The 26046-nt window shown below is 60.4% G+C and carries 19 protein-coding genes; 10 read left to right on the top strand and 9 right to left on the bottom strand.

The window, feature by feature from the left end:
• Window positions 1-71: 71 nt before the first annotated feature.
• On the bottom strand, window positions 72-1361 hold the full coding sequence (locus tag M8Q45_RS12460; protein WP_249875003.1) for a glycosyltransferase family 4 protein: 1290 nt from the start codon (window positions 1359-1361) through the stop codon (window positions 72-74).
• A gap of 75 nt (window positions 1362-1436) precedes the next feature.
• Window positions 1437-1808: a response regulator gene (locus M8Q45_RS12455; protein ID WP_249875002.1), complete on the bottom strand. Its 372-nt coding sequence runs from the start codon at window positions 1806-1808 to the stop codon at window positions 1437-1439.
• 258 nt (window positions 1809-2066) lie between these two features.
• Here M8Q45_RS12455 and M8Q45_RS12450 point away from each other — a divergent pair, with 258 nt between their 5' ends.
• The 6 genes from M8Q45_RS12450 to M8Q45_RS12425 all read left to right on the top strand — a co-directional run bounded on the left by M8Q45_RS12450 (window position 2067) and on the right by M8Q45_RS12425 (window position 9325).
• Window positions 2067-5552, top strand: a complete 3486-nt coding sequence (locus M8Q45_RS12450) for a response regulator (protein WP_249875001.1) — start codon at window positions 2067-2069, stop codon at window positions 5550-5552.
• The gene (locus tag M8Q45_RS12445) at window positions 5552-6367 is read left to right on the top strand and encodes a CheR family methyltransferase (RefSeq protein ID WP_030142674.1); all 816 of its coding nucleotides are present in this window, start codon (window positions 5552-5554) and stop codon (window positions 6365-6367) included. The genes M8Q45_RS12450 and M8Q45_RS12445 overlap by 1 nt, the downstream gene beginning before the upstream one ends.
• Window positions 6364-6951 carry a chemotaxis protein CheB gene (locus tag M8Q45_RS12440; RefSeq protein ID WP_249875000.1) on the top strand — a complete coding sequence of 196 codons (588 nt, stop codon included), beginning with the start codon at window positions 6364-6366 and terminating at the stop codon, window positions 6949-6951. Before M8Q45_RS12445 ends, M8Q45_RS12440 begins: the two co-directional genes overlap by 4 nt.
• A gap of 5 nt (window positions 6952-6956) precedes the next feature.
• Window positions 6957-8222 carry a hybrid sensor histidine kinase/response regulator gene (locus M8Q45_RS12435; protein ID WP_249874999.1) on the top strand — a complete coding sequence of 422 codons (1266 nt, stop codon included), beginning with the start codon at window positions 6957-6959 and terminating at the stop codon, window positions 8220-8222.
• Window positions 8215-8592 carry a response regulator gene (locus M8Q45_RS12430; protein ID WP_030142671.1) on the top strand — a complete coding sequence of 126 codons (378 nt, stop codon included), beginning with the start codon at window positions 8215-8217 and terminating at the stop codon, window positions 8590-8592. The genes M8Q45_RS12435 and M8Q45_RS12430 overlap by 8 nt, the downstream gene beginning before the upstream one ends.
• Before the next feature lie 271 nt (window positions 8593-8863).
• A complete protein-coding gene (locus M8Q45_RS12425) occupies window positions 8864-9325 on the top strand; it encodes a hypothetical protein (RefSeq protein ID WP_249874998.1) in 462 nt (153 codons plus the stop codon).
• A gap of 64 nt (window positions 9326-9389) precedes the next feature.
• On the opposite strand, the gene M8Q45_RS12420 is transcribed toward M8Q45_RS12425, so the two are convergent.
• From M8Q45_RS12420 to M8Q45_RS12390, 7 genes are all read right to left on the bottom strand, one after another.
• Entirely contained in the window at window positions 9390-11060 is a 1671-nt protein-coding gene (locus M8Q45_RS12420) for a response regulator (protein ID WP_249874997.1), read from the bottom strand.
• Complete coding sequence (locus M8Q45_RS12415) at window positions 11057-12559, bottom strand: ATPase domain-containing protein (RefSeq protein WP_030138660.1); 1503 nt, start codon at window positions 12557-12559, stop codon at window positions 11057-11059. Before M8Q45_RS12415 ends, M8Q45_RS12420 begins: the two co-directional genes overlap by 4 nt.
• 153 nt (window positions 12560-12712) lie before the next feature.
• Complete coding sequence (locus tag M8Q45_RS12410; RefSeq protein ID WP_249874996.1) at window positions 12713-13768, bottom strand: tetratricopeptide repeat protein; 1056 nt, start codon at window positions 13766-13768, stop codon at window positions 12713-12715.
• Between the two features lie 794 nt (window positions 13769-14562).
• Entirely contained in the window at window positions 14563-15987 is a 1425-nt protein-coding gene (locus M8Q45_RS12405) for an efflux transporter outer membrane subunit (RefSeq protein WP_249874995.1), read from the bottom strand.
• On the bottom strand, window positions 15984-19163 hold the full coding sequence (locus M8Q45_RS12400; RefSeq protein WP_030138663.1) for an efflux RND transporter permease subunit: 3180 nt from the start codon (window positions 19161-19163) through the stop codon (window positions 15984-15986). Before M8Q45_RS12400 ends, M8Q45_RS12405 begins: the two co-directional genes overlap by 4 nt.
• A 15-nt stretch (window positions 19164-19178) precedes the next feature.
• Window positions 19179-20432 (bottom strand): multidrug efflux RND transporter periplasmic adaptor subunit MexE, encoded by a 1254-nt coding sequence (mexE, locus tag M8Q45_RS12395; protein WP_249874994.1) that lies wholly within the window; start codon window positions 20430-20432, stop codon window positions 19179-19181.
• Between the two features lie 189 nt (window positions 20433-20621).
• On the bottom strand, window positions 20622-21383 hold the full coding sequence (locus M8Q45_RS12390) for a substrate-binding periplasmic protein (protein WP_249874993.1): 762 nt from the start codon (window positions 21381-21383) through the stop codon (window positions 20622-20624).
• A gap of 529 nt (window positions 21384-21912) precedes the next feature.
• On the opposite strand from M8Q45_RS12390, the gene tssB reads away from it, so the two are divergent.
• From tssB to tssL, 4 genes are read left to right on the top strand one after another with little or no spacing between them, the layout of a single operon-like run.
• A complete protein-coding gene (tssB, locus tag M8Q45_RS12385) occupies window positions 21913-22416 on the top strand; it encodes a type VI secretion system contractile sheath small subunit (RefSeq protein WP_249874992.1) in 504 nt (167 codons plus the stop codon).
• Window positions 22417-22451: 35 nt separating this feature from the next.
• Window positions 22452-23987: a type VI secretion system contractile sheath large subunit gene (gene tssC, locus M8Q45_RS12380; protein WP_030138667.1), complete on the top strand. Its 1536-nt coding sequence runs from the start codon at window positions 22452-22454 to the stop codon at window positions 23985-23987.
• A 23-nt stretch (window positions 23988-24010) separates the two neighbouring features.
• Window positions 24011-25363, top strand: coding sequence for a type VI secretion system baseplate subunit TssK (tssK, locus tag M8Q45_RS12375; protein ID WP_249874991.1), 1353 nt, complete (start codon window positions 24011-24013; stop codon window positions 25361-25363).
• Window positions 25360-26028 (top strand): type VI secretion system protein TssL, short form, encoded by a 669-nt coding sequence (gene tssL, locus M8Q45_RS12370; protein WP_249874990.1) that lies wholly within the window; start codon window positions 25360-25362, stop codon window positions 26026-26028. The genes tssK and tssL overlap by 4 nt, the downstream gene beginning before the upstream one ends.
• Window positions 26029-26046 lie beyond the last annotated feature (18 nt).

The raw sequence follows: 26046 nt of genomic DNA, 5'->3' as shown, positions 1-26046 counted from the left end.
TTTGTTGTTATCGCCGCTGGATAATGCCCCCTTCGCCGTCCGGGTTCCAGCCCTGGCGAACGAAGCCTGGTTCAGCTGTTGCGGTTCTTTTCCTCGATCCACTGGGCCATGTACTGGGTGCTCTTGTGCTGATGGTGGCGCAGCATGCTGCCGATGAAGTTGTCCCGGCGGCGTCGTGCCAGGTCGGCGCGGCAGGCATTGAGGCTGTCGATCAGCGCAGGGCCGTGGACCTGCCTGCGAAAACGCTCCGCCAGCAAGGCCAGCCCCGCCTGTTGGGCATGGGCCCAGCGGGCCGGATCGGTATACAACTGCACGGCGGCGTTGGCGATGTCCTCGGCGCTCTGTGCGATCTCACCGGGCCAGGGCATTGCGCCGTGCATGGCTTCGGCGCCGATGGGCGTGGTGACGCTGGGCGTGCCGCAGAGCATGGCTTCGATCAGCTTGCCCTTGATGCCGGCGCCGAAACGCAGTGGCGCCAGGCAGATACGCGCCGCGGACATGACCTGCAAGGCGTCCTCGGCCCAGTTCATGATATGAAAGCCTTGGGTCGGGTTGTGCAGCGCCGCCGCCTTGGGTGGCGTGTAGGCGCCGTAGAGATGCAGTTGGGCGCCGGGCAACCGTTGGCGAATCAACGGCCACACCGCGTTTTTCATCCAGAGCACGGCGTCCCAGTTCGGTGCGTGGCGGAAATTGCCGATGCTGAGGAAATGCGCCCGATCTTCGAAGGGCACGAACGGTTCGGTGGGCAGGTCCAGCATCAACGGACACCAGAGCAGCAACTCGCGGGGCACCTTGAAGTGTTCAACCAGCAGCTCGATCTCGAATTCAGACACCATCAGGTTCAAGTCGCAACGCAACAGGGCGGCGACCTCGCGCTTGGCCATGTCAGTGTCGGCCATCAGCTCGAACTCCTCGCGCAGGGCCGGGGCGAACAGGGCGCTGAAATCCTGGGAGGCCTCGTCGGCTTTCAAGCGATCCTTGAGGCGCTGGTGCCGGGCATGACGCAGGCTCTGCAAGTCCGAGGTTTCCAGCACCCGCAGGGCGTCGGGGCAGTGTTTTTCCACCCGCCAGCCAAACTGTTCTTCCATCATGAACTGATCGAACAGGACGATATCCGGCGCCAGTTCACTGATGAAGGCATCGAAACTGCTGTTATTGAGCTCGATCGGTACTTCTCGGATGCCCAGGCCGATCAGGTCGGCGCGGTTTTCACCGGGCTTGGCGGGGCTGCTGAAGGTGATCTCCCAGCCTTGCCCAAGGAAAGCGTCCAACAGTTGCATGACATGCCCACCCGCCGCCGATGAGCGTGGCTCGGGCCAGACATAGCCGATAACCAGGACTTTGGTGGTGGGATGAGGCATGGCGGGCAATCCTTGGAGCGTTTCAGGCGCAGTCGGCGCGCGGGGCGCCGATAGTGACCAAGAATGCGCCTGGGCTCAAGAAAGAATCCTTTTGACCTTGTCGCGCAATTGATCAATGGAGAACGGTTTGCCAATCACGTTCATGCCTTCCGGCACGTCGATGCTTTCGGCGTAGCCGCTGGCGAACAGGATAGGAAGTCCGGGGCGTACGCTGCGTGCTTCTTTTGCGAGTTCGCGACCGTCCATGATCGGCAGGCCGACGTCCGTCATCATCAGGGCGATGGGCTGTGTGTCGTCTCGCAAGAAATTGAGCGCCTGGTCACAGCCGTCCGCCTCCAACACCTTGTATTCCAATTCCTCCAGCACATCGACAATCAACATGCGCACGATGCTGTCGTCTTCGACTACCAGGATGGTGGGAGGGGTGACAGGGGCGGGGACGGACATAATAGATTTCTCGGAAGATGGAATCGGGAGGGCGTGGCAAAGAACCGGCCGTATGCATGAGTAAGTCGCGAGGCGGCACAAGTTCCCGAACTTGTACAAGAAAGGATCTATAGTACAAGAGCTGACAAGGATAGTCGCATCCTTGAGACCCAGGCGAACGGCCTGGGAATTTGCGTCCTGGACTTGTCGGAAGTGTGGATCCAACCCGTGTTTTTGGGCAAACTCCACGGTTTTCAACTCTCCACCAGGGTCATTTCCATGCCTCTTTCGTCTTCGGTCGACGAGCACAGTTTTCGCAAGCTCCTGAGTCGCAATATCAGCCTGCCCCTGGGCATGGGCGCCCTCAGCGCCGTGTTTTTCATTGCGTTGATCACGTATTTGCTGTCGGTGATCCAATGGGTCGGGCACACCGATCGGGTCCTCAACAACGTCAACGAAGCCATGAAGCTGAGCGTGGACCTGGAAACCGGCATGCGCGGCTACCTGTTGAGCGGCGACGAGCACTTCCTCGATCCGTACGAGGTGGCCAAGCCGCGCATCGCGGTGGCACTGGATACATTGTTGGAACTGACAGCCGACAACCCGGTGCAGACTGACCGTTTGCACAAGGTCCAGGCGCTCCAGGTGGAATGGGGTAACTACGCCCAGGGCATGATCGATCTGCAACGTAGCAGCGGTGATTACCGGGGGGCGGTGAAGGCCGGGCGCGGCAAGCGATTGACCGACGAGATACGCAAGACCTTCGAGGACGTCGTTGAAACCGAACAGCAACTGCGCGCCCAGCGCAACGAGCAAGTGCGCACCACGACGGTCTGGAGCATCTCGCTGTACTTGCTGTTTGTCGCGGCCATCAGTGGGCTGTTGGCCTATGTCGGTCGCCGGGACCTGTTGAACCTGTCGCGCAGCTATAGCGTGACGCTCAAAGTGCAGCAGGAGAGTGCCGCGCACCTGGAAAAACAAGCGTGGCTGCGCAACGGGCAGACCCAATTGGCCGAGCAGGTGCTGGGGCAACTGACCCTGAACCTGCTGGGCCGCAACATCCTGCAGTTCTGCGCGCACTATCTGGACACCGTGGTCGCGGCACTTTATGCGCGGGAAGAAAATGGCATCCTCCGGCGCGTTGCTACCTATGGCATGTCCCGGGAGGATGACGCGCAGCAACAGGTCATCATCGACGGAGAAGGCATCGTCGGGCAGGCCGTGCGGCAAGGCCGCGTCATTCGTCTTGATGATGTCCCGGGCGACTACCTGAAAGTCAGCTCCGGGCTCGGCAAGGGGCGACCCAACTGCGTGCTGGTGGTGCCGACCCGCGACGACGACCGGATCAACGGCGTCGTCGAGTTGGGTTTCCTGCGGCCCTTGACCGAGCGGGACATCGAGCTGCTGGAGCTGGTGGCCGGCAACATTGGCACGTCCATCGAAGCGGCTCGTTATCGCCAGCGCCTGCAAGAAGTGTTGGCCGAGACCCAGCAGTTGAACGAAGAGCTGCAAGTGCAGCAGGAAGAGCTCAAGACCGCGAACGAGGAATTGGAAGAGCAGTCGCGCATCCTCAAGGAATCCCAGGCGCACCTGGAAGCCCAGCAACAGGAGTTGGAACAGACCAACGAGCAGTTGGCCGAACAGCGCGACGCCATGGACCAGAAGAACAGCGAGCTGAACCTGGCCCAGATCCAGCTGCAGGAGCGCGCCGAAGAGCTGCAGCGTTCGAGCAAGTACAAATCCGAGTTCCTGGCCAACATGTCCCATGAACTGCGCACGCCGCTCAACAGCTCGTTGATCCTGTCCAAGTTGCTGGCGGAAAACCCGCACAAGAACCTCAGCGACGAGCAGGTCAAGTTCGCCGAGTCGATCTATTCCGCCGGCAATGACCTGCTGAATCTGATCAATGACATTCTCGATATCTCCAAGGTCGAGGCCGGAAAACTGGAAGTGCGCCCGGAAAACACCAGCGTTGCGCGCCTGGTGGAAGGGCTGCGCGAGCTGTTCACGCCGTTGGCGAGGGAGAAAGGCCTGGACTTCGACGTGCAGGTGCAGCCCGATGCGCCGGCGATGCTGTACACCGATCGCCAGCGCCTGGAACAGGTGCTCAAGAACCTGTTGTCGAATGCGGTGAAGTTCACCGAGCACGGCTCTGTCCGGCTCAACGTGGCGGGCCAGCCGGGTGGCGGCATCGCGTTCATGGTCCGCGACTCGGGAATTGGTATCGCCGCCGACCAGCAGCAGAGCATCTTCGAGGCGTTCCGCCAGGCAGACGGCACCACCAATCGCCGTTACGGCGGCACGGGGCTGGGGCTGTCGATTTCCCGGGACCTGGCGATGTTGTTGGGCGGTTCCATCTCGGTGACCAGTGCGCCGGGGCAGGGCAGTGAATTCACGCTGGCAATGCCTGGGCGCTACGTTGAACCCGGGGACAGCCCTGTCGCGCCGATGACGTTCAGCCCGCCGGCAGCGTCGTCGACACCGGTCCAGGCGCCTGCTCCCGCGCCGGCACCGTTGGTCGCTGAGGTGGAGGCGCCTGTCCCGCAATTCGCCGATGACCGCGAGAAGGCGCCTTTCGACAGCCGCTGCATCCTGGTCATCGAAGACGAGCCCAAGTTTGCCCGGATCCTGTTCGACCTGGCCCACGAGCTCGGCTACCAATGCCTGGTGGCCCACGGTGCCGACGAAGGGTTTGACCTGGCCTCACGGCTCAGCCCCGACGCGATCCTGCTGGACATGCGCCTGCCGGACCATTCCGGGCTGACGGTGCTGCAACGCCTCAAGGAACAGGCTGCCACCCGGCACATCCCGGTGCATGTCATTTCCGTCGAGGACCGCGTCGAAGCGGCAATGCACATGGGCGCCATCGGTTACGCGGTCAAGCCGACCACCCGCGAGGAGCTCAAGGACGTGTTCGCGCGCCTGGAGGCCAAGCTGACCCAGAAGGTCAAGCGGGTGCTGCTGGTGGAAGACGATGACCTGCAGCGCGACAGCATTACTCGCCTGATCGGCGACGAAGACATCGAGATCACCGCCGTCGGCCTGGCCCAGCAAGCCCTGGATCTGCTGCGCGACAACGTCTATGACTGCATGATCATCGACCTCAAGCTGCCGGACATGCTCGGTAACGATCTGCTCAAGCGCATGTCCAGCGAAGAGATCTGTTCGTTCCCGCCCGTGATCGTCTACACCGGGCGCAACCTGACGCGCGATGAAGAAGCCGAACTGCGCAAGTATTCGCGCTCGATCATCATCAAGGGCGCACGTTCGCCGGAGCGCCTGCTGGACGAAGTGACACTCTTTCTGCACAAAGTCGAATCCAGGCTGTCACATGAACGGCAGCGGATGCTTCAGACCGCCCGCAGCCGCGACAAGGTTTTCGAAGGTCGCAAGGTGCTGTTGGTGGACGACGATGTGCGCAACATCTTTGCCCTGACCAGCGCTCTGGAGGCGAAAGGGGCGATCGTGGTCATCGGCCGTAACGGCTACGAGGCGATCGAACGCCTGAATGAAGTCGAGGACATCGACCTGGTGCTGATGGACGTGATGATGCCCGAGATGGATGGTTTTGAAGCCACCACGCTGATCCGCAAGGACCCGCGCTGGCAGAAACTGCCCATCATCGCGGTGACGGCCAAGGCCATGAAAGATGACCAGGAGCGGTGCCTGGCGGCCGGCTCCAACGATTACCTGGCCAAGCCGATCGACCTGGATCGCCTGTTTTCACTGATTCGCGTGTGGTTGCCGAATATGGAAAGAATTTAGTGGAACGTAACACTGACATTGAACTTCGTCTGTTGATCGAAGCGATCTACCTGAAGTACAGCTACGACTTCCGAGATTACTCCGGCGCCTCCATCAAGCGCCGGGTCCTGCATGCGTTGAGCCAGTTCGATTGCAAGACCATCTCGGCGCTACAGGAGCGGGTGCTGCATGACCCGGGCGCGTTCATGCAGCTGCTGCAACTGCTGACGATCCCCGTCAGCGAGATGTTCCGCGACCCCTCACATTTCCTGGCGATCCGCGAGGAAGTGGTGCCGCTGCTCAAGACCTATCCCTCGATCAAGATCTGGATCGCCGGCTGCAGCACCGGGGAGGAGGTCTACTCCATGGCGATTCTGCTGCGCGAGGAGGGACTGCTGGAGCGCACGCTCATTTACGCAACGGACATCAATCCGCGGTCGTTGGAAAAGGCCAAGCAAGGCATTTTCTCCTTGGAAAACGTCAGGGCCTACACGCAAAACTATCAGCGGGCCGGAGGCCGGCAGTCATTTGCCGATTACTACACCGCCGCCTACGATTACGCCATGTTCGATAAAACCTTGTGCCAGAACGTGACGTTTGCCGACCACAGCCTGGCGACCGATAGCGTTTTCTCGGAAACACAGTTAATTTCCTGTCGTAACGTATTGATATATTTCAATAAAAAACTGCAAGATCGTGCCTTCGGCTTGTTCCACGAATCCCTCTGCCATCGTGGTTTCCTGGTGTTGGGCAGCAAGGAAACACTGGATTTTTCGGTGTTTGGCAAGCAATTCGAACCGTTGGTCAAACAGGAACGGATCTATCGCAAGTTATGAAATCAATGACGGACAGGTCCAGGCCCGCGATCGAGGCCATTGTCGTCGGCGCGTCTGCCGGCGGCGTCGAAGCGCTGCTGAAAGTGTTCAGCCGACTGCGCCCAGGGTTCAGCTTGCCGATCCTGGTGGTGTTGCATCTGCCCGACGAGCGCCATAGCCAACTGGCCCAAGTATTCCGTCATCGCCTCGCGGTACCGGTGGAGGAAGCCCGGGACAAACAGGACATCGTGCCCGGAACCTTATACGTTGCGACGCCCGGTTATCACCTGTCGATCGAGGCTGACCGTAGCCTGTCCTTGAGCCTGGAAGAACCGGTGCACCACTCTCGCCCCTCCATTGATGTGTTGTTCGAGTCGGCCGCCGATGTCTATGGCGGTCATTTGCTGGCAGTCGTGCTGACCGGTGCCAACAGCGATGGCGCACGGGGCCTGGCCAAGGTGAAGGCGCTGGGCGGCATCACGGTCGTCCAGGACCCGAAGGAGGCGCAGGTTCCTACCATGCCCGAAGCGGCACTTACCTTGCACGAGCCCGACCACATCCTCACTTTGCAGGGCATCGGCCAACTGCTGGCCGGCCTGGAATGAATCACATGCCAAGAGATATTCAAGCCAAACTGCTGATCGTCGATGATCTGCCTGAGAATCTGTTGGCCCTGGAAGCGTTGATCAAACGCGACGACCGTCAGGTCTATAAAGCGTTGTCGGCGGACGAAGCATTGTCCCTGCTTTTGCAACATGATTTTGCCTTGGCAATCATCGACGTGCAGATGCCGGGCATGAACGGTTTCGAATTGGCCGAGCTGATGCGCGGCACGGAAAAGACCCGCAGTATCCCGATCATCTTCGTCAGCGCCGCCGGCCGCGAGCGCAACTACGCCTTCACCGGCTATGAAAATGGCGCGGTGGATTTCCTGCACAAGCCGCTGGACAACCATGCGGTCAAAAGCAAGGTCAACGTATTCGTCGAGCTCTATCGCCAGCGCAAGGCGATGAAGGAACAGGTGATAGCCCTCGAGCAGAGCCGTCGGGAGCAGGAACAACTGCTTCAGCAACTGCAAGCCACTCGCAGCGAGCTTGAGCAGGCGGTGCGCATGCGTGACGACTTCATGTCGATCGTCGCCCATGAGGTGCGTACGCCGCTCAACGGGCTGATCCTGGAAACGCAGTTGCGCAAGATGCACCTGGCCCGGGACAACGCCGCGGCGTTCACCCTGGACAAGGTGAAGGCGATGGTCGAGCGTGACGAGCGCCAGATCAAGAGCCTGATCCGCTTGATCGAGGACATGCTGGACGTGTCGCGGATCCGCACCGGCAAGCTGTCGATCCGTCCGACTCGCTTCAACCTGACGGCGCTGGTGCAGAACCTGCTGCATAACTTCCAGCCGCAGATCGCCGCCGCCGAATGCACGGTGACCTGTACCGCCGAATCATCGGTGGAAGGGCATTGGGATGAGTTTCGCATCGAGCAGGTGGTTTCGAATCTTTTGACCAACGCGTTGCGCTATGGCAGCAAGAGTCCGATCGAGGTGCGGGTCTACCAGACGCCCGATCATGCCTGCGTCGAAGTCCAGGACCATGGCATCGGCATCAGCGAAGAGAACCAGGCGCGGATTTTCCAGCAATTCGAACGGGTGTCCTCCAAGGCTGCCGCTACGGGCCTGGGGCTGGGGCTGTTCATTTCCGAGCAGATCGTCACCGCCCACGGCGGTATCATCACGGTCAATAGTCGCCTCAACGAAGGGGCGTTATTCCGCGTTTGTCTGCCTTTTCAGAAAACTGGCGAACGGACGCAACCTCTGGGCGACCCCAAGGTCGTATCAGCAGCTATTGATCCAACAAAGGCTTCTCATGAGTGAAGATGCGCAAGACGTTGTACTGATCGTCGAGGATGACCCCTCGATCCTGATGGTGCTGTCGGCCTACTTGTCCGGCGAGGGTTATCGGGTGTTGCAAGCCGAAAACGGTGAGCAGGCGTTCGAGATCCTGGCGAGCAAGCCTCATCTGGACATGATGATCACTGACTTCCGCTTGCCCGGTGGCATTTCCGGGGTGCAGATTGCTGAGCCTGCGGTGAGGTTGCGTCCGGACTTGAAGGTTATTTTCATCAGTGGTTATGCGCAGGAAGTGCGTGAGACTGATAGTCCGATTACGCGCAAGGCGCCGATTTTGGATAAGCCGTTTGATTTGGATGTGTTGCAGGGGATTATGCAGGGGATGTTGTCTTAGTTCTTTTGGTGCGGGTTGCGTATAGCCATTTCTGCGGTCACGGTTGATTGAGTACATATCCGTTTCTGCGGTAACGGTTGATCGGGGACATATCCGTTTGTGCGGTCACGGTTGATTGAGTACATATCCGTTTCTGTGGTAGCGGCGGCTGGCGGTTCCGCTCTTACAGCGGGTCACTTTTTTCAGACGCCAAAAAAGTAACCAAAAAGGCTTTGCCCCACCACTCGGTGCCTCGCCCAGGCTCGGCATGCCCTCACTCCGGCCTTGCTCCGTGGGCCCGCCGCGATGGGCCATCCATGGCCCTGCGCGGCTATCCCGGCATCCATGCCGGGATGCCCACTGCGCAAGACCTGCGTTCGGCCAGCGTGGTTTACGGGGCGTCAAGGTCAAGGTCAAGGTCAAGGTCAAGGTCAAGGTCAAGGTCAAGATCAAGATCAAGATCAAGATCAAGATCAAGATCAAGATCAAGATCAAGATCAAGATCAAGATCAAGATCAAGATCAAGATCAAGATCAAGATCAAGATCAAGATCAAGATCAAGATCAAGATCAAGATCAAGATCAAGATCAAGATCAAGATCAAGATCAAGATCAAGATCAAGATCAAGATCAAAAGCAGAGCGAGGCCGCTTCCATATTGGATTTTCCTACAACCTGATGTGGACCACAGATCCCTGTGGGAGCGAGCTTGCTCGCGAAGAGGCCAGCACACCCAACATCATCGCCGCCTGTGATACCGCTTTCGCGAGCAGGCTCGCTCCCACAGGGGGACGCGAGCATCAAAGAGCCCGGCCAAACTCAAACCTTGATCATTTCCCGCACCTTCGCCGTCAGCAGATCAAACGTAAACGGCTTGGTGATCATCTGCATGCCCGGGTCGAGGAATCCACCGCGCACCGCCGCGTGTTCAGCGTAACCAGTGATGAACAACACTTTCAAATCGGGGCGGATCTGCCGGCCGATTTCCGCCAGTTGCCGGCCATTCATGCCCGGCAGGCCCACGTCGCTGATCAGCAGGTCGATGCGCTGGTTCGATTGCAGGATCGGCATCGCGCCGTTGGCGTCGCCGGCTTCGACGAAGGCGTAGCCCAACTCGCCCAGTACCGCGCTGACCAGGACACGCACCGCCGGATCGTCTTCGACGATCAGCACCGTTTCGCCATCTTGCGCATAAGGCGCCTGCTGGGTGTGGACCAACGGTTCGTCTATTTCTTCGCCAATGAAGCGTGGCAGGTAGAGGTTCACGGTCGTGCCTTTGCCGACCTCGCTGTCGATGGTCACGTGGCCGCGTGACTGTTTGCTGAATCCATAGATCATCGACAGCCCCAGCCCGGTGCCCTGGCCGATGGGTTTGGTGGTGAAGAATGGGTCGAATGCGCGGTTGATCACCGCTTCGGGCATGCCGCAACCGGTGTCCTGCACGCTCAGCACGACATAGTCACCGGGCTCCAGGTTGGTGTAGGCGTCGGTGAAGCCGGTGTCCAGGTATTGATTGAAGGTCTGCACCACCAGCTTGCCGCCGTCGGGCATGGCGTCGCGGGCGTTGAGGACCAGGTTGAGCAGGGCGCTTTCCAGTTGGTTGGGGTCGGCCTCGGCGATCCAGAGTTGTTCGTCCAGGCGCATTTCCAGGCCGATGCTCTCGTTGAGGCTGCGTTGCAGCAGCTCGCCCATGGACAGCACCAGGGTGTTCATCTGCACGGCCTTGGAATCCAGCGACTGTCGCCGAGAGAACGCCAGCAGTCGGTGGGTCAGGCCGGCGGCCCGATTGGCCGATGTCACGCCCAGGTCGATCAGGCTGTCGAGGTCTTCGGTGCGACCGCGGGCCAGGCGCCGGCGCAGCAGTTCGAGGCTGCCGATGATGCCGGTGAGCATGTTGTTGAAGTCATGGGCGATGCCGCCGGTGAGCTGGCCGACCGCTTCCATCTTCTGCGATTGGCGCAGGGCCTCCTCGTTATGACGCAATTGGGCGGTGCGTTCCTCGACTTGCTGTTCGAGGGTTTCAAGGGTGTTCTGCAGGCGCAGCTCACTGTTGCTGAGGTCGATCAGGCGGTCCCGCGCGTCATATTGCCTTCGACGCCCGCGCAAGGCCGTGGTGACCAGGCTGACCAACGTCACCGGGTGGAAGGGCCGCTCCAGGAACGTCACGTTGCCCAACTGGGTGCCGATGCGCGCCACCGGGTTTTGCTCCGGCCCGCCATGATGGGTCAGCAGGACGATGGGCAGGTCGGACCAGGCCGGTTGCTGTTCGATGTACTGGAACAGGGTTTCCAGGTCCGGCCCGACCAAGGCCTCCGAGGAAATCACCAGCAGGCCTGCGCCGTGCTCCAATTCCTCACACAAATGCCCCAGGTGACTGCAAACAAGGCCGCTGAAACCGGCTTCCTTGAGAATCATCAGGGCAATCTGGCTGTCCCGTCCCAGCGGCGCGAGAATCAGCGCCCGCTCGAACAAGGGTTCGGCCGACGTCACTGGGAATCATCCTCGAGCAGCGGGTTATCCGCTCCCATATAGGTCGGTACTCCACGCAATACACCCTGGAATGCTTCCAGCGGCTCGCCAATGGTCATGCCCAGCTTGCTGATGCGGTATTCGCGAATCGTCGATTCATGGCTGCCGGTCCGTTTCTTGATGATGGAAACCGCCCGGCGAACCTTGCCCAGCGCCTCGAAGTAGCGCAACAGGATGACGGTGTCGGCCAGGTAGGTGATGTCCACCGGTGCCTGCATGTCACCCACCAACCCGTGCTGCGCAACCGTCATGAACGTCGCCGCGCCCTTGCGGTTCAGGTAAAGCAGCAGCTCATGCATGTGCAGGACCAGGGCGTTTTCTTCCGGCATGGCGGCCTGGTAGCCGTTGATGCTGTCGATGACGACGGTCTTGATGTTCGCGTCATTGACGCAACGCCGTACCCGATGGGAGAACTCACCGGGAGACAGCTCGGCGGCGTCGACTTGCTCGATCAGAAGGTTGCCGGTCTTTTGCAGCTCCAGCAGGTCGATGCCGATATTCTTCATCCGCTCGAACAGCAAACCCAGCTCTTCATCGAAAATGAACAGCGCGGCTTTTTCGCCGCGATGGACAGCCGCCGCCGCGAAGATAAGGGAAATCAACGACTTGCCGGTACCGGCCGGGCCCAGGATCAGCGTGCTTGAGCCGGTCTCGATGCCGCCACCCAACAGCGCGTCCATTTCCGCGATGCCGCTGGAGAGTTGCTGGCGAACGTATTGGCCGCGATGTTCGGCGGCCACCAGGCGAGGGAAGACATGCACGCCGTCGCCCATGATCGTGAAGTCATGGTAGCCACCCCGGTATTTCTGCCCGCGGTATTTCACCACCCGGAGTCGGCGTCGTTCGGCACCGTAGTTCGGGGTCAGTTCTTCGAGGCGGATGACACCGTGAGCCACGCTGTGCACGGTCTTGTCGAGGGACTCGGTGGTCAGGTCATCGAGCAGGAGCACGGTGGCGTCGTAGCGCACGAAGTAATGCTTGATCGCGAGGATCTGTCGGCGATAGCGCAGGGAGCTTTGCGCCAGGAGACGGATCTCCGAGAGGCTGTCCAGCACGACTCGAGTCGGCTTGAATCGCTCGACCACTTCGAAGATCTGCCGGGTCGCTTCTCCCAGCTCCAGGTCCGAGGAGTACAGCAGGCTTTGCTGGTGCTCGGCGTTGAGCAGGCTCTCGGGTGGGGTCAGCTCGAAAATGTGGATGTTTTCATCCAGCGTCCAACCGTGGGAGGCTGCGCCCTGGCGCAATTCACGCTCGGTTTCCGACAGCGTGATGTACAACGAGCGCTCGCCGGCTTCGGCGCCGGCCAGCAGGAAGTGCAACGCGACCGTGGTTTTGCCAGTGCCCGGTTCTCCCTCCAGGAGGAACACGTGGCCTCGGGACAAACCACCGGAAAGAACATCGTCCAGTCCTTCGATACCGGTGGCGGCTTTTGCGCTGATCAACTCGTTAGATGTAGTCAAAAATAGCCCTCTCATGACTAGGGGAGTGGGCAGCAGGCGGGGGAGCGCCTGAAATGAAACTGCCTGAACACTTGACCTTTGACAGTGATGGCGGTTCCGCTTTCTTTGACAGAACGTGTACTGCTGCACAACTTTCCGAGTGCGCTTCCTTGGCTACAAACCCTGCTGTATCGCCGGGTCGTCGGGGTTCAATTGTTCCAATTGGGCCAACAGGACCTGGACGTGCTGCAACTGACCGGTTTCCTTCCAATAATTGATCAGCAACACCCGCGCGTTGCGGTCGGCGGGGTTGCGCTGGACGATTTCCTGCAGTTGTTTCTGTGCGGCTTCCACCTCCTGCTCGGCATGCAGGGTGGTCGCCAGGTCGTAGCGGTATTGCCTGTTGTCAGGCTCCAGCTCCACGGCTTTCGCCAAGCCTAGCACTGCATATTCACTCTGGCCGTGCTGCAACAACCACATGCCCAGTGCATGTTGCAGGTAAGCCGATGCGGGTTGGGTTTGCAACTCCCGGGCGAGCAATTGGCGGGCGGCTTCTCCCTGGCCTTGTTTGTCCAGCACGTCGACCTGCATGACCAGCGCCGGCAGGTTGCCGGGTTGTAACTTCAACACCTGTTCCAGCGCCTGTTGGGCTTTTTTCAGCTCGGCGTTATGCGCGTACAGCCGGGCGAGCTGATAGAGGGATTCAGGAGTGGGTGGACCGTCGTTCAATACCTGCTTCCAAGTATCGACGGCGATCTGCATCGCCCCGAAATACAGGCCCAGTTCGTCGGGCGACAGGCCCAGCAATGCATTCACCGCGGCGAATCGGACGTCCGGCTCGTTGTCATCCAGGAGCGGACCGAGCAACAGGCTGCGCTGGGCGTTCGGCACCAGCCCGACGATGCTGCCGATGGCCGCGCGACGCACGTCCGGCGATTCGCTTTGCAGATCCGCCTGGGCCAGCTTCAAGGCTTGGGGGCTTGGATAGTTGGGCAGTTCCCCGTGCAGCCGGACACGGCGCTTGGGCGACAAGTCCGGCCGTCCCAATTGCTGATACAACATCCGCGCCGCGCCGGGCTGGCCATTGCGTGCGTGTTCCAGGGCTTCGCTGTAGCCACGCTTGATGGCCTCGGGGATCTGCGGTGTGGTGCTGCGCAGCCATATCGCGACGAGACCGATCGCCAATACAACGGCAAGACTGAAAAGCACATAGCGGCGAGACGAAGACATGCAGGTAATCCATAACCAGGAGCGCGAAATGTCGCAAGCTTCGGTCAGGTCCGCGTTTGAGTCAAACCCTGTGAGCTATGGATTGAACCCTGTGTGGGCGGGCTTGCTCGCGAAAGCGTCTATCGTTTCGAAATCTATCCAGAATGACCCACCGCCTTCGCGAGCAAGCTCGCTCCCACAGGGCTTCGTGGTGTATGCGCATCTTGTGACCGCCGCAAATCCATGTGGGAGCGAGCTTGCTCGCGAAAGCGGTGTCACAGTCGATGGAGATGCTGAAGGTACCGGCCTCTTCGCGAGCAAGCTCGCTCCCACAGGGCTTCGTGGTGTATGCGCATCTTGTGACCGCCGCAAATCCATGTGGGAGCGAGCTTGCTCGCGAAAGCGGTGTCACAGTCGATGGAGATGCTGAAAGTACCGGCCTCTTCGCGAGCAGGCTCGCTCCCACAGGGTTTTGCGGCGTATGTGCATTTTGTGACCGCCGCAAATCCATGTGGGAGCGAGCTTGCTCGCGATAGCGGTGTGTCATTCACCAAACATGTTGAATGTATGGGCCTCATCGCGAGCAAGCTCGCTCCCACAGGGTTTTGCGGTGTATGCGCATCTTGTGACCGCCGAAAATCCATGTGGGAGCGAGCCTGCTCCCACAATAGGACAGCGACGGATATCCAACTCGATATCCTCCCAAGTGCCGCGGCTGGCGACAGGCGAAAAAAAGCCCCGCGTCCGAATGAGACGCGGGGCAAACAATTGGTTGGTTGCGGCCAACCAAAGGAGCTCGGTTGGGAAGGGGGTTATCAGTTGCTGGCGACGGTTTCCGGTTGCCAGCCACCGCCCAGGGCCTTGTAGATCGCGACGATGCCGCGATACAGGTCCACCTCGGCCTGGGCCTGGCTGTCTTCGGCGGCCAGGCGTTCACGTTGGGCGTCGAGCAGCACGAGGAAGTCCTCGGTGCCTTCGCGGTAGCGAATCTCGGCCAGGTCGGCGGCGGCGCGGCTCGATTCGCTCTGGCGGATCAGCGAGATCAGGCGCTGTTGGCGTTTGCCGTAGTCGCTGAAGGCGTTTTCCGATTCTTCCAGGGCCAGCAACACTTGCTGTTCGTAGTTCGCCAGGGCGCCATCCGCCTCGGCGTTGGCTCCACGCAAGCGAGCACGCACGCTGCCCAGGTCAAAAGCGGCCCAGGTAATGCTCGGGCCCAGCGCCCAGGCGTTGGCCGCCGAGGAGCCGATCTGCGAGCCGCGTCCGGCGGTAAAGCCGAGGAAACCACTCAGGCTGACCCGCGGGAACAGGTCGGCCTTGGCCACGCCGATGCGCGCTGTCGCCGCGGCCAGTTGACGCTCGGCGCTGAGGATGTCGGGACGGCGTTGCAGCAATTGCCCTGGATCGCCTATCGGCAAGGCCTTGGCAATGGCCGGCAGCTGTCTAGGGCTCAAATCCACCGTCAACTTGTCCGGACGCTCGCCCAGCAAGGTCGCGATGCGGTTGCGTTGGCGGGCCTGTTCGGCCTGCAATTGCGGCACGCTGGCTTCCACCGCGGCCAGGCGGGCATCGGCGCGCACCACATCGAGTTGATCGCCGACGCCGGCTTCGCGCAGGCTTTCGGTGATCTTGCGCGATTCCTGCTGGTTCTGCAGGTTCGCCAGGGCGATCTTCTCCCGCAGTTGCGCGCCACGCAGTTGGCCGTAGGCATCCACCAGCTCGGCGATCATGGTCACCTGCAACTGATAGAGGTCGGCCTCGGCGGCTTGCTGGTCGGCATCGGTCGCTTCCAGGTTACGCCGGATGCGTCCGAACAAGTCCAGTTCCCAGGCCATGTCCAGGCCCAGGTCGTAACGCTCGGAGTTGACCCGCTCGTCGGTTTGCCCCATCGGATTCTGGCCTTTGCCCAGTTCGCTGCTGGCGCGACTGGTAATGGTCGGCATGACGTCATTGCTGGCGTCGTCGCGAATCGCCCGGGCGGCCCGCAAACGGGCGAAGGCCACGCGCAACTCACGGTTGCCTTCCAGCGAACGGGTCACCAGCGCATTGAGGGTCGGGTCGTCGAATTGCTGCCACCAGACGCCTTCGAAGCGGGCGCGGTCGAAGTTCTTCTGGCCGGCAGCGCCGTCGGTGGCGGTGGTGACGTTCGCCGCCTCCGTTTGTGGCGCCTTGTAGTCCGGGCCCACGGCACAGGCGCTCAACGCCAACACCAGCAAGCTCGGCAGGAACGCTTTGACACTCATTGTTGCGCCTCCAGTTTCAAGGCACGGGCCGCCTTGCGGGCCTCGCTGCGCTCGACGAAGTTACGGATCAATACGTAGAACACTGGGGTGAGCAGCAGGCCGAAGAAGGTTACGCCGAGCATCCCCGAGAACACCGCGACACCCATGGCGTGGCGCATTTCGGCACCGGCGCCGCTGGAGAACACCAGGGGCACCACGCCCATGATGAAGGCGAACGACGTCATCAGGATCGGCCGCAGACGCAGGCGGCAAGCTTCCAATACGGCTGCCAGCGGGTTCAGGCCTTCGAGCTGCTTGTCCTTGGCGAACTCGACGATCAGGATCGCGTTCTTACAGGCAAGTCCCACCAGTACGATCAAGCCAATCTGGGTAAAGATGTTGTTGTCGCCACCGGAGAGAATCACCCCGGTAATCGCCGACAGCAGGGTCATCGGTACGATCAGGATCACCGCCAACGGCAGGCTCCAGCTTTCGTATTGCGCCGCGAGCACCAGGAACGCCAGCAATACGCAAAGTGGGAACACGAACAGCGCGGTATTGCCCGAGAGAATCTGCTGGTAGGTCAGGTCGGTCCACTCGTAGGTCATGCCGTTGGGCAGTTCGTCCTTGAGCAGTTTCTCGATGGCTTTCTCGGCCTGGCCGGAGCTGTAGCCCGGGGCGGCGGCGCCGTTGATTTCAGCGGTGATGAAACCGTTGTAGTGCATCACGCGGTCCGGGCCCGAGGTGTCGCTGACCTTGATGAAGGTCGCCAGCGGGATCATCTCGCCACGGTTGTTGCGTACCTTGAGCTGGCCGATCTGGTCCGATTCGAGGCGGAACTGTTGCTCGGCCTGGACGTTCACCTGATAGGTGCGGCCAAAGCGGTTGAAGTCGTTGGCATACAGCGAACCCAGGTAGATCTGCAGGGTGTCGAAGATGTCGCTGACGGCCACGCCGTGGGTCTTGGCTTTTTCACGGTCGATGGCGGCATCGACCTGCGGCACGTTCACGGTGTAGCTGGTGAACAACCCGGCCAGTTCCGGCACGCTGCGGCTCTTGGTGATGATGTTCATGGTTTCTTTGTACAGCTCGTCGTAGCCCAGGTTGCCCCGGTCTTCGATTTGCAGGCGGAAACCACCGATCGTGCCCAGCCCCTGTACCGGCGGCGGCGGGAAGATCGCCATGTAGGCTTCCTGGATTTCCGAGTATTTGCCGTTCAATGCACCGGCGATGGCGCCGGCCGACATGCTCGGGTCCTTGCGCTCGTCAAAGGGCTTGAGGGTGACGAACACGATGCCGGCGTTCGGGCTGTTGGTGAAACCGTTGATCGACAGGCCCGGGAAGGCCACCGCGCTTTCAACACCCGGTTGCTTGAGGGCCAGGTCCGACATGCGCTTGATCACGTCTTCGGTGCGGTCCAGGCTCGCGGCGTCCGGCAGTTGGGCGAAGGCCACCAGGTACTGCTTGTCCTGGCCAGGCACGAAGCCGGTCGGCGTGGTGGAGAAACCGAAGAAGGTCAGCACCATCAAGCCTGCATAGAGCACCAGGGCGATGCCGCTGCTGCGGATCACCCGAGCGACGGTGCCCACGTAGCCATGGCTGGCACGTTCGAAGAACCGGTTGAACGGACGGAACAGCCAGCCGCCGAAGATCTTGTCCAGGAACTTGGAGAAACGGTCCTTGGGCGCGTCATGGCCTTTGAGCAACACCGCGGCCAGGGCCGGCGACAGGGTCAGGGAGTTGACTGCCGAGATCACCGTGGAGATGGCGATGGTCAGGGCGAACTGCTTATAGAACTGCCCCGTCAGGCCACTGATGAACGCCGCCGGAACGAAGACCGCGCACAGCACCAGGGCGGTGGCGATGATCGGGCCGGTCACTTCGCCCATGGCGCGCTTGGTTGCCTCCACGGGGGTGAGTCCCAATTCGATGTTTCGCTCGACGTTCTCCACCACCACGATGGCGTCGTCCACCACGATACCGATCGCCAGTACCAGGCCGAACAGCGACAAGGCGTTCAATGAGAAGCCGAACAAGTGCATGACCGCGAATGTACCGATCAGCGACACCGGTACGGCGACCAGCGGGATGATCGAGGCGCGCCAGGTCTGCAGGAACAGGATGACCACCAGCACCACGAGGATCAGTGCTTCGAACAGGGTGTGGACCACCGCTTCGATGGAGCCACGAACGAAGATCGTCGGGTCATAGACGATGCTGTAGTCCATGCCGGCCGGGAAGCCCTTCTTCAGCTCGTCCATTTTCGCGCGCACATCGTTGGAAATCTGGATGGCGTTGGAGCCTGGACGCTGGAAGATCGGGATTGCCACTGCCGGTTGATTATCGAGCAGCGAGCGCAGGGCGTACTGGCTGGAACCCAGCTCTACCCGTGCGATGTCCTTCAGGCGGGTGATTTCACCGTTGGCGCCGGAACGAATGATGATGTTCTCGAACTCTTCTTCGTTTACCAGGCGACCCTGGGTGTTGACCGACAGCTGGAACGCCGTGGCGTTGGGCGCTGGCGGCGCACCCAGGGCACCGGCGGCAACCTGGCGGTTCTGCTCACGGATCGCCGTGACCACGTCGGTGGCGGTCAGGTTGCGCGAAGCGGTCTTGTTCGGATCCAGCCAGACCCGCAAGGAGTAATCGCCCATGCCGAACAGTTGCACGTCACCCACGCCACCCAGGCGCGCCAGCTCATCCTTGATATTGAGCAAGGCGTAGTTGGAGAGGTAGAGCATGTCGTAGCGTTTGTCCGGCGAGGTCAAGTGCACGACCATGGTCAGGTCGGGCGATGCCTTGTCCACCGTGATACCGATGCGGGTCACTTCTTCCGGCAACTTGGGCTCGGTGCGGGTGACACGGTTCTGCACCTGCACCTGGGCGTTGTCCAAGTCGGTGCCGAGGGCGAAGGTGATGGTCAGGGTGATCTTGCCGTCGGCAGTGGACTGCGAGGACATGTACAGCATGTTCTCGACACCGGTGATGGCTTGTTCCAGGGGCGCGGCCACGGTTTCGCCGATGACCTTGGGGTTGGCGCCCGGGAAGTTGGCGCGCACGACCACGGTCGGCGGCACGACTTCCGGGTATTCGCTAATCGGCAACTGGAACAGCGAGATGGCGCCGGCGATCAGGATCAGCAGCGAGAGCACCGCTGCGAAGATCGGCCGCGAAATGAAGAACTGGGAAAATTTCATCTTGGATTCAGTCCCTTAACCGCGTGGGGACGCAGAGGCCAGTTTGCCTGCCGAGCTGGACGCTGCCTTGGACGGCGCGACTTGTGGCAGGTTGCTGGCTTCGAGCGCTTTACGTTGTTGTGCCAGGGCGGCGAGGGTTTGCTCGCTGGCCATCGGCACGGTTTCAGGCGTAACCGGCGAACCCGGACGGGCCCGTTGCAGCCCCTTGACGATGATGGTGTCGTCCTTGTTCAAGCCGTTGCGAACGATGCGCAGGCCTTCGATCTTCGGACCCAGCTCGACGGCGCGGTACGCCGGCTTGTTCTGCGCGTCCATCACCAGGACGAATTTCTTGCCCAGGTCGGTGCCCACGGCTTCGTCGTTGATCAGCACGGCGGAATAGGTGCCGCTGCCCACCAGTTTCAACCGAGCGTAGAGGCCGGGGGTGTACGCGCCGTCCTTGTTGTCGAACACCGCGCGACCGCGGATGGTGCCGGTTTGCGGGTTGACCTGGTTGTCGACGAAGTTCATCTGGCCCAGGTGCGGGTTGCCCTCTTCGTTGGACAGGCCCATGTAGACCGGCGTGGCCTGGCCGCGCTGGCCCTGGCGGGCGAGTTGGGTGTACTTGAGGAAGACACGTTCGTCGGCGTCGAAATAGGCGTAGACCTTGTCGGTGGACACCACGCTGGTCAGCGGCGTGACATCGGCGGTCACCAGGTTGCCAGCGGTGATTTCCGCCCGGCTGACACGACCGTTGATGGGCGAGGTGACCCGGGTAAAGCTCAGGTTCAGCTTGGCCAGGTCCAACTGCGCCTGGATGCCCGCCACGGCGGCGCGGGCTTCCTGGGCGGCGGTGGTGCGCGAATCGGCCAATTCAGCGGAAATCGCATTGCTCAAACGCAGGCGTTCGCCACGCTGGGCCTCGTTCTCGCTGCGGGTCGCGGTGGCGCGGGCCTGGGCCAGTTGGGCTTCGAGACGACGCACTTCAGCCTGGAAGGGGCGAGGGTCGATCTGGAACAGCAGGTCGCCTTTCTTGACCAGCGCGCCTTCGGTGAAGGCGACTTCATCGATCTGCCCCGAGACACGTGGGCGAATCTCGACGGTTTCCGGTGCTTCGAGGCGCCCGGTGAACTCATCCCATTCGTTGACGGGCTGCTCCAGTACCTTGGCCACACTGACTTTGGCCGCCGGCATGGAAGCTGCCGTTTCGGGGGGCTTGCCGCAAGCGCTGATCACCAGCACCGCCAACAGTGCGAGGGGAAAGCGCAATTTAGAAAGTGAATGTTCCATGGATAGCATCCGCCAAGTGTATTGAGATGGGCGGATGATGCGTGTCGAGGCGCAGAGGAACGAATCGAATGAAACAAAGGTAACTATCATTCGGAATGATATAAGCCATCGATGAGCCCTCTAGTCCGGGGCTTTCGTTAGTAGGCTATCAATCCGGCTGATGTCTCGTCAGGTTGGCCTTGTCATTTGTCACGGCAAGTAGAGGTCATGGATTCGCTTGATTTCGCCTTCTTTGCGAAGGGCCTCCACGGCCCCCCGCAAGTCTTCGACGATTTTGGGCGAACACTGCCGTGAACAGGCGAGGTAAAGCTCGGCGCTGCTGCCAACCGAACTCATCAGCAATTTGCGCTTGGACACTTTCGGCCAGATATAACGGCTCTCAGGGACACCGTTGAACCAGGCATCGATACGCCCCATCAGCAGCAGTTGGGCGGGGTTGTCGCCAATGGCCAGGGGGTAGATCTGCTCGTCGCTGAAGCCCTCGGCACGCAGGATATCCTCTTGCGCGCTGCCGAGGCCGACCCCGATCTTGCGGTAGGTTTCTCTCGCTTGGGCGAAGCTGTTCACTCGCCGGTCAAGGCTGAAGAAGGCACGCTCCATGGGCATGATCGAAGCGATCCAGGTGAAACGATCCTCACGGGTGGGAATGCGCGAGAGAGGGGTGATCAGGTAGTCATGTTCCTCGCTGACGTGCTTTTGCGCCCGGGCCCAGGGCAATACATGGATTTTGACCGCGTAGCCTGCCTTGGCCATGGCCGCCACGGCAACATCGCCAGCAATCCCGTGGCCCCTGGGGTCGTCGACGAATGTCAGCGGAGGCGCATCGGGGATATGCAGCTCCAGCTCCAACGGCTCACCGCCCGCATGAGTCATGACCAACAGCGGCATCAATAGACAAAGCCCGCATAGCGCTTTGATGGGCAGATTCGAAACGCGCTTGCTCGGGGTCATGATGGGGACTTCAGGCATTGAAAAATAATGTGCCCATTCTACGGGGCGACGCCGTAAACAGGTGCTTCAGGCCTATGTTATGTGATGCAGCACACCCAAAAGTGGTTCGCCGCGTTCGTTTCGTCCGGACACGTCATCTGTTGCGTCGGCCTGACTGCGTGTCTATGAAAGGTATAGATCATTTGGTCGACAAAAGCCTGGGACTTTGTGATCGGTCTTTCAAAACGGAGACTTCGAAGAATGTTTAAAGTCGCCCTGTTCCTAATCTCGCGTCTGTAATTCTTTTCCTACATAAGTTGTTTGTTCGAGCAATTACGCGTCCATGTCGCGTTTTTTGTAAGTATTTTCTGTAGGGCCTCGTCCCCATTTTTGTGAGCCTATTCCTTTTTGTTCAAAGGGGTGGATTTAGGCTATCCGGCGTTGTGTTTCGTCGCTACATTAATAAAGCGAAAAGCGTGAATGCAGGATGCAGATGAAGAGCAACGAAGATGTTCAATCATTGTCTTGACAATATTTCAAAGGAGCAAGTATGGCGTCGTACAGTTTTCAAAATGAAGTGCCCAAAAGCAGGGTCAATATCAAGCTCGATCTACACACTGGGGGCGCACAGAAAAAAGTTGAATTGCCGCTGAAGCTGATGGTGATGGGGGACTACAGTCATGGCAGGGAGCAGCGCCCGTTATCGGAGAGGGGCAAGGTCAATATCGATAAACACAACGTCGACAACGTCCTTGAGGAATTCTCCCCCCGCCTGGCATTCGCTGCGTGCAATACGCTGACGGGTGATGGGGCGGATATGTCCGTTGAACTGAGTTTTCAACGGATGAAGGATTTTGAGCCGGAGCAAGTGGCCCGCCAGATTCCGCAGTTACGGGCGTTGTTGGCCATGCGCAACCTGTTGCGCGACCTGAAGTCGAACCTGCTGGACAACATGACCTTCCGTCACGAATTGGAGCGCATCCTCCAGGATGATGCCCTCAGTGATGAACTCCGAACCGAATTGGCGGCATTGGCGCCAAAAGAAGTCCGCTAATTCATTTCGCCGGCAGGCCATAAGAGTAACTATATATGTCTACTGAAAGTTCTAACGTGCAATCGCGCGGCGCTACAGTGTTGGCTGAAGACAAGGGCGTTTATGCGGCGCTGTTCAGCAAGATAAACTTGAACCCTGTCGCTGAGCTGGGAAGTATCGAAACTTTCCAGCACGCCGAGGCGTTGTCCGAGGCATCGGTTGATGAGCGAGTCACCGCCGCGGTCAGCGTGTTCCTGAAGTTGCTCAAGGAATCACCGCAGAAAGTGGAGCGATTGGACAAAGTGCTCCTCGACGAGCATATCGCTTCGCTGGACACGCAGATCAGTCGTCAACTCGATGCGGTCATGCATCACCCGGACTTCCAACGCGTCGAATCAACCTGGCGCGGCGTCAAGTCCTTGATCGACCAGACGGATTTTCGCCAGAACGTGCGCATCGAATTGCTGGATATCAGCAAGACTGACCTGGTGCGGGATTTTGAAGACGCCCCCGAAATCGCCCAGAGCGGCCTGTACCTGCATACCTACACCCGCGAATACGACACGCCAGGCGGGGAGCCAATCGCGGCCGCCATTTCCAATTACGAATTCGATCGCAGCCCGCAGGACATCGCCTTGCTGCGCAATATCTCGAAAGTGGCCGCGGCGGCGCACATGCCCTTTATCGGTTCGGTGGGGCCGGCATTCTTTGGCAAGCAATCCATGGAGGAGGTGGCCGCCATCAAGGACATCGGCAATTACTTCGATCGAGCCGAGTACATCAAGTGGAAGGCCTTCCGTGACAGTGACGATGCGCGTTACGTCGGCCTGACCATGCCGCGGGTCCTGGGGCGCTTGCCCTATGGGCCGGATACGATTCCCGTGCGCAGCTTCAACTACGTCGAAAGCGTCAAGGGCCCTGATCACGACAAATATTTGTGGACCAACGCGTCCTTCGCGTTTGCCGCCAACATGGTCAAGAGCTTTATCGCCAACGGTTGGTGCGTGCAGATTCGTGGGCCTCAGTCGGGTGGCGCGGTCACCGACCTGCCGATCCACTTGTATGACCTGGGTACCGGCAACCAGGTCAAGATTCCTTCGGAGGTGATGATCCCGGAAACCCGCGAGTTCGAATTCGCCAATCTCGGCTTCATTCCCCTGTCGTATTACAAGAACCGCGACTACGCCTGTTTCTTCTCCGCCAGTTCAGCCCAGAAACCTGCGTTGTACGACACGCCGGATGCCACCGCCAACAGCCGCATCAATGCGCGCCTGCCTTATATCTTCCTGCTCTCGCGCATTGCCCATTACCTGAAATTGATCCAGCGCGAAAACATCGGGACCACCAAGGACCGTCGCTTGCTGGAGTTGGAGCTCAATAAATGGATCGGCGGGCTGGTGACTGAAATGACCGATCCCGGCGATGCCCTGCAGGCCTCGCACCCCCTGCGTGATGCCAAGGTGACGGTGGAAGACATCGAGGACAACCCTGGTTTCTTCCGGGTCAAGTTGTACGCCGTGCCGCACTTTCAGGTCGAGGGCATGGACGTCAACCTGTCGCTGGTTTCGCAAATGCCCAAGGCGAAAGCCTGACCTAACCCCGAGGAAACGACGCCATGAAAATCGATCGTCCCTTGTGGACGTCCGGCACCCTATTGTCTGCGCAACAGTTTCAGCAACAAGCGCGCTGGGAAGCGTGGGTCAACGAGCAGCTCGCCAGCCTGGCCTTGGCCCACCCTTGGGGCGTGAAGGCTGTTGAGTTCGACGCCGACGCATTGCGCCTGGGCAAGCTCAAGGCTACCCGCCTGGGCGTGCGCATGCCCGACGGCAGCCTGCTCGACAGTGAACGGGTGGATCGCCTGCCGCCGGGGCTGGAGTTGTCGCGGTTGATGAGCGACGACGCCGGGCAGGCACTCGTGCTGCTGGCCTTGCCCTTGGAGCAGGCCAACGGCAACAACTGCCTGATGCAGGAGGGGCGGGCTGACCGGCCAACCCGCTATCGCCAGGACTGGCGACCGGTTCAGGATTTGTATGCAGACGAAGTCCAGTCGATCGCGGTGCTGGAACACGCGCTGACGCTGCGTCTGGACAAGGACGACAACGGCGACTACCTGACCTGTCCCATCGCGCGCCTGGTGCGTGAAGGGCAGGACAGGTGGAGTCTTGATCCGGCCTATGTGCCGCCGCTGCTCAGTTTTGCCGCGCATCCGGGGCTGCTGGTCCAGCTGGACAACCTGTTGACGCAGTTGTCCGCCAAGCGACAGCGCCTCATGGGCATGCGTCGGGAAAGCAACCAGCGCATGGCCGATTTCGCCGTCGCCGATGTGTCGTTGTTCTGGTTGCTCAATGCCTTGAACACCTACCAGCCGGTGCTGGCCGATCTCAAGGCGTATCCCCAACGCCACCCCGAGCAGGTCTACCTGGAACTGGCCAAGCTGGCCGGCAGCCTGCTGACGTTTTCGCTGGAACACGACATCGACAAGATTCCAGCCTATCGCCATGAACACCTGGAAACGGTGTTCCCGCCGCTGATGCGTTGTATCGCGACGTTGCTGGAAGCCAGCCTGCCGTCGCGTGTCATCGCCCTGGCGCTGGAGCACAGCGCCAATCGCTGGCAAGTGACGCTCAACGATGCTCGGCTTCGTGAGCCCGGCGGGGCTGACTTCTACCTGTCGGTGCGGTGCCAGTTACCGGCGGCACAGCTTCAGGACCAGTTTCCTCGCCTATGCAAAATCGGCGCGCCGGCGGATGTCGACGAGCTGATCAATGCGGCGCTCGATGGTGTCCCGCTGAAACCCCTCAGCCATGTGCCGGCGGCCATCCCGCTGCGCCTGGAAAACCAATACTTCGCCCTCGACCTTGGCCATCCCAAGGGGCAAGCCATGCTGACTTCGGGGACTTTCGCTTGCTACGTGCCCAGCACCTTGTCGCAAGTCCAACTTGAACTGTTTGCGGTGCTACGCACATGACTCTGAATTTCTCGAAAAAACCAGGCGCACTGACGACGGATATCGACGCCTTGCTCCAGGACAGCTATTTGCTGGTGGTCCAGCTACGCCAGGGCCTGTCGGTGCCGGACACCAAGGCTCTGCAACAACTTTGCCTGAACCAGGTCGAACAGGTCCGGGAGCAGCTTGAACAGATCGCCATGGACCCGCGCGACATCGAGCACATCAACCACGCCCAATGCGCACTGCTGGATGAGGCGGTGCTCCTCTGTACCAAGGGGGAGGTACGGACTGAGTGGACCTGTGAACCGCTGCAGGCCAAGTTGTTCAACCGGCATCAGGCCGGTGAGTCGCTCTACGAGGAGATTCGCCTGGTGTTGCGCGAATCGTCACCGGATCCGCGGGTGCTGACCGTGTTTCATCGAGTCCTGATGCTGGGTTTCAAAGGTCGTTACGTGGACCTTGCCAACCCTGAGCGCGAGCAAATATTGGAGGCCCTCGAGGCACGGGTGACCTCCCTGAAAGTCAGCGCAAACCTGGTGACCCGAAAGGGCGGTCGCCTGGCCCGGTACCGATCCCCCTGGATGCACGGCATGGCGGTGGCGCTACTGCTCGCCGGCGTCTGGTGGACGATGGACCGCTGGCTGACCGGCGTGGTTGCTTCCCTCATGCCCGGCCAGGCGTGAGGGGCCTTATGACAATCC

It is taken from the genome of Pseudomonas sp. T1.Ur, assembly GCF_023516725.1.
Classification (GTDB): Bacteria; Pseudomonadota; Gammaproteobacteria; order Pseudomonadales; family Pseudomonadaceae; genus Aquipseudomonas; species Aquipseudomonas alvandae.
Note: the sequence above shows the minus strand (reverse complement) of the source record. Positions and strands in the feature narration are given on the sequence as shown.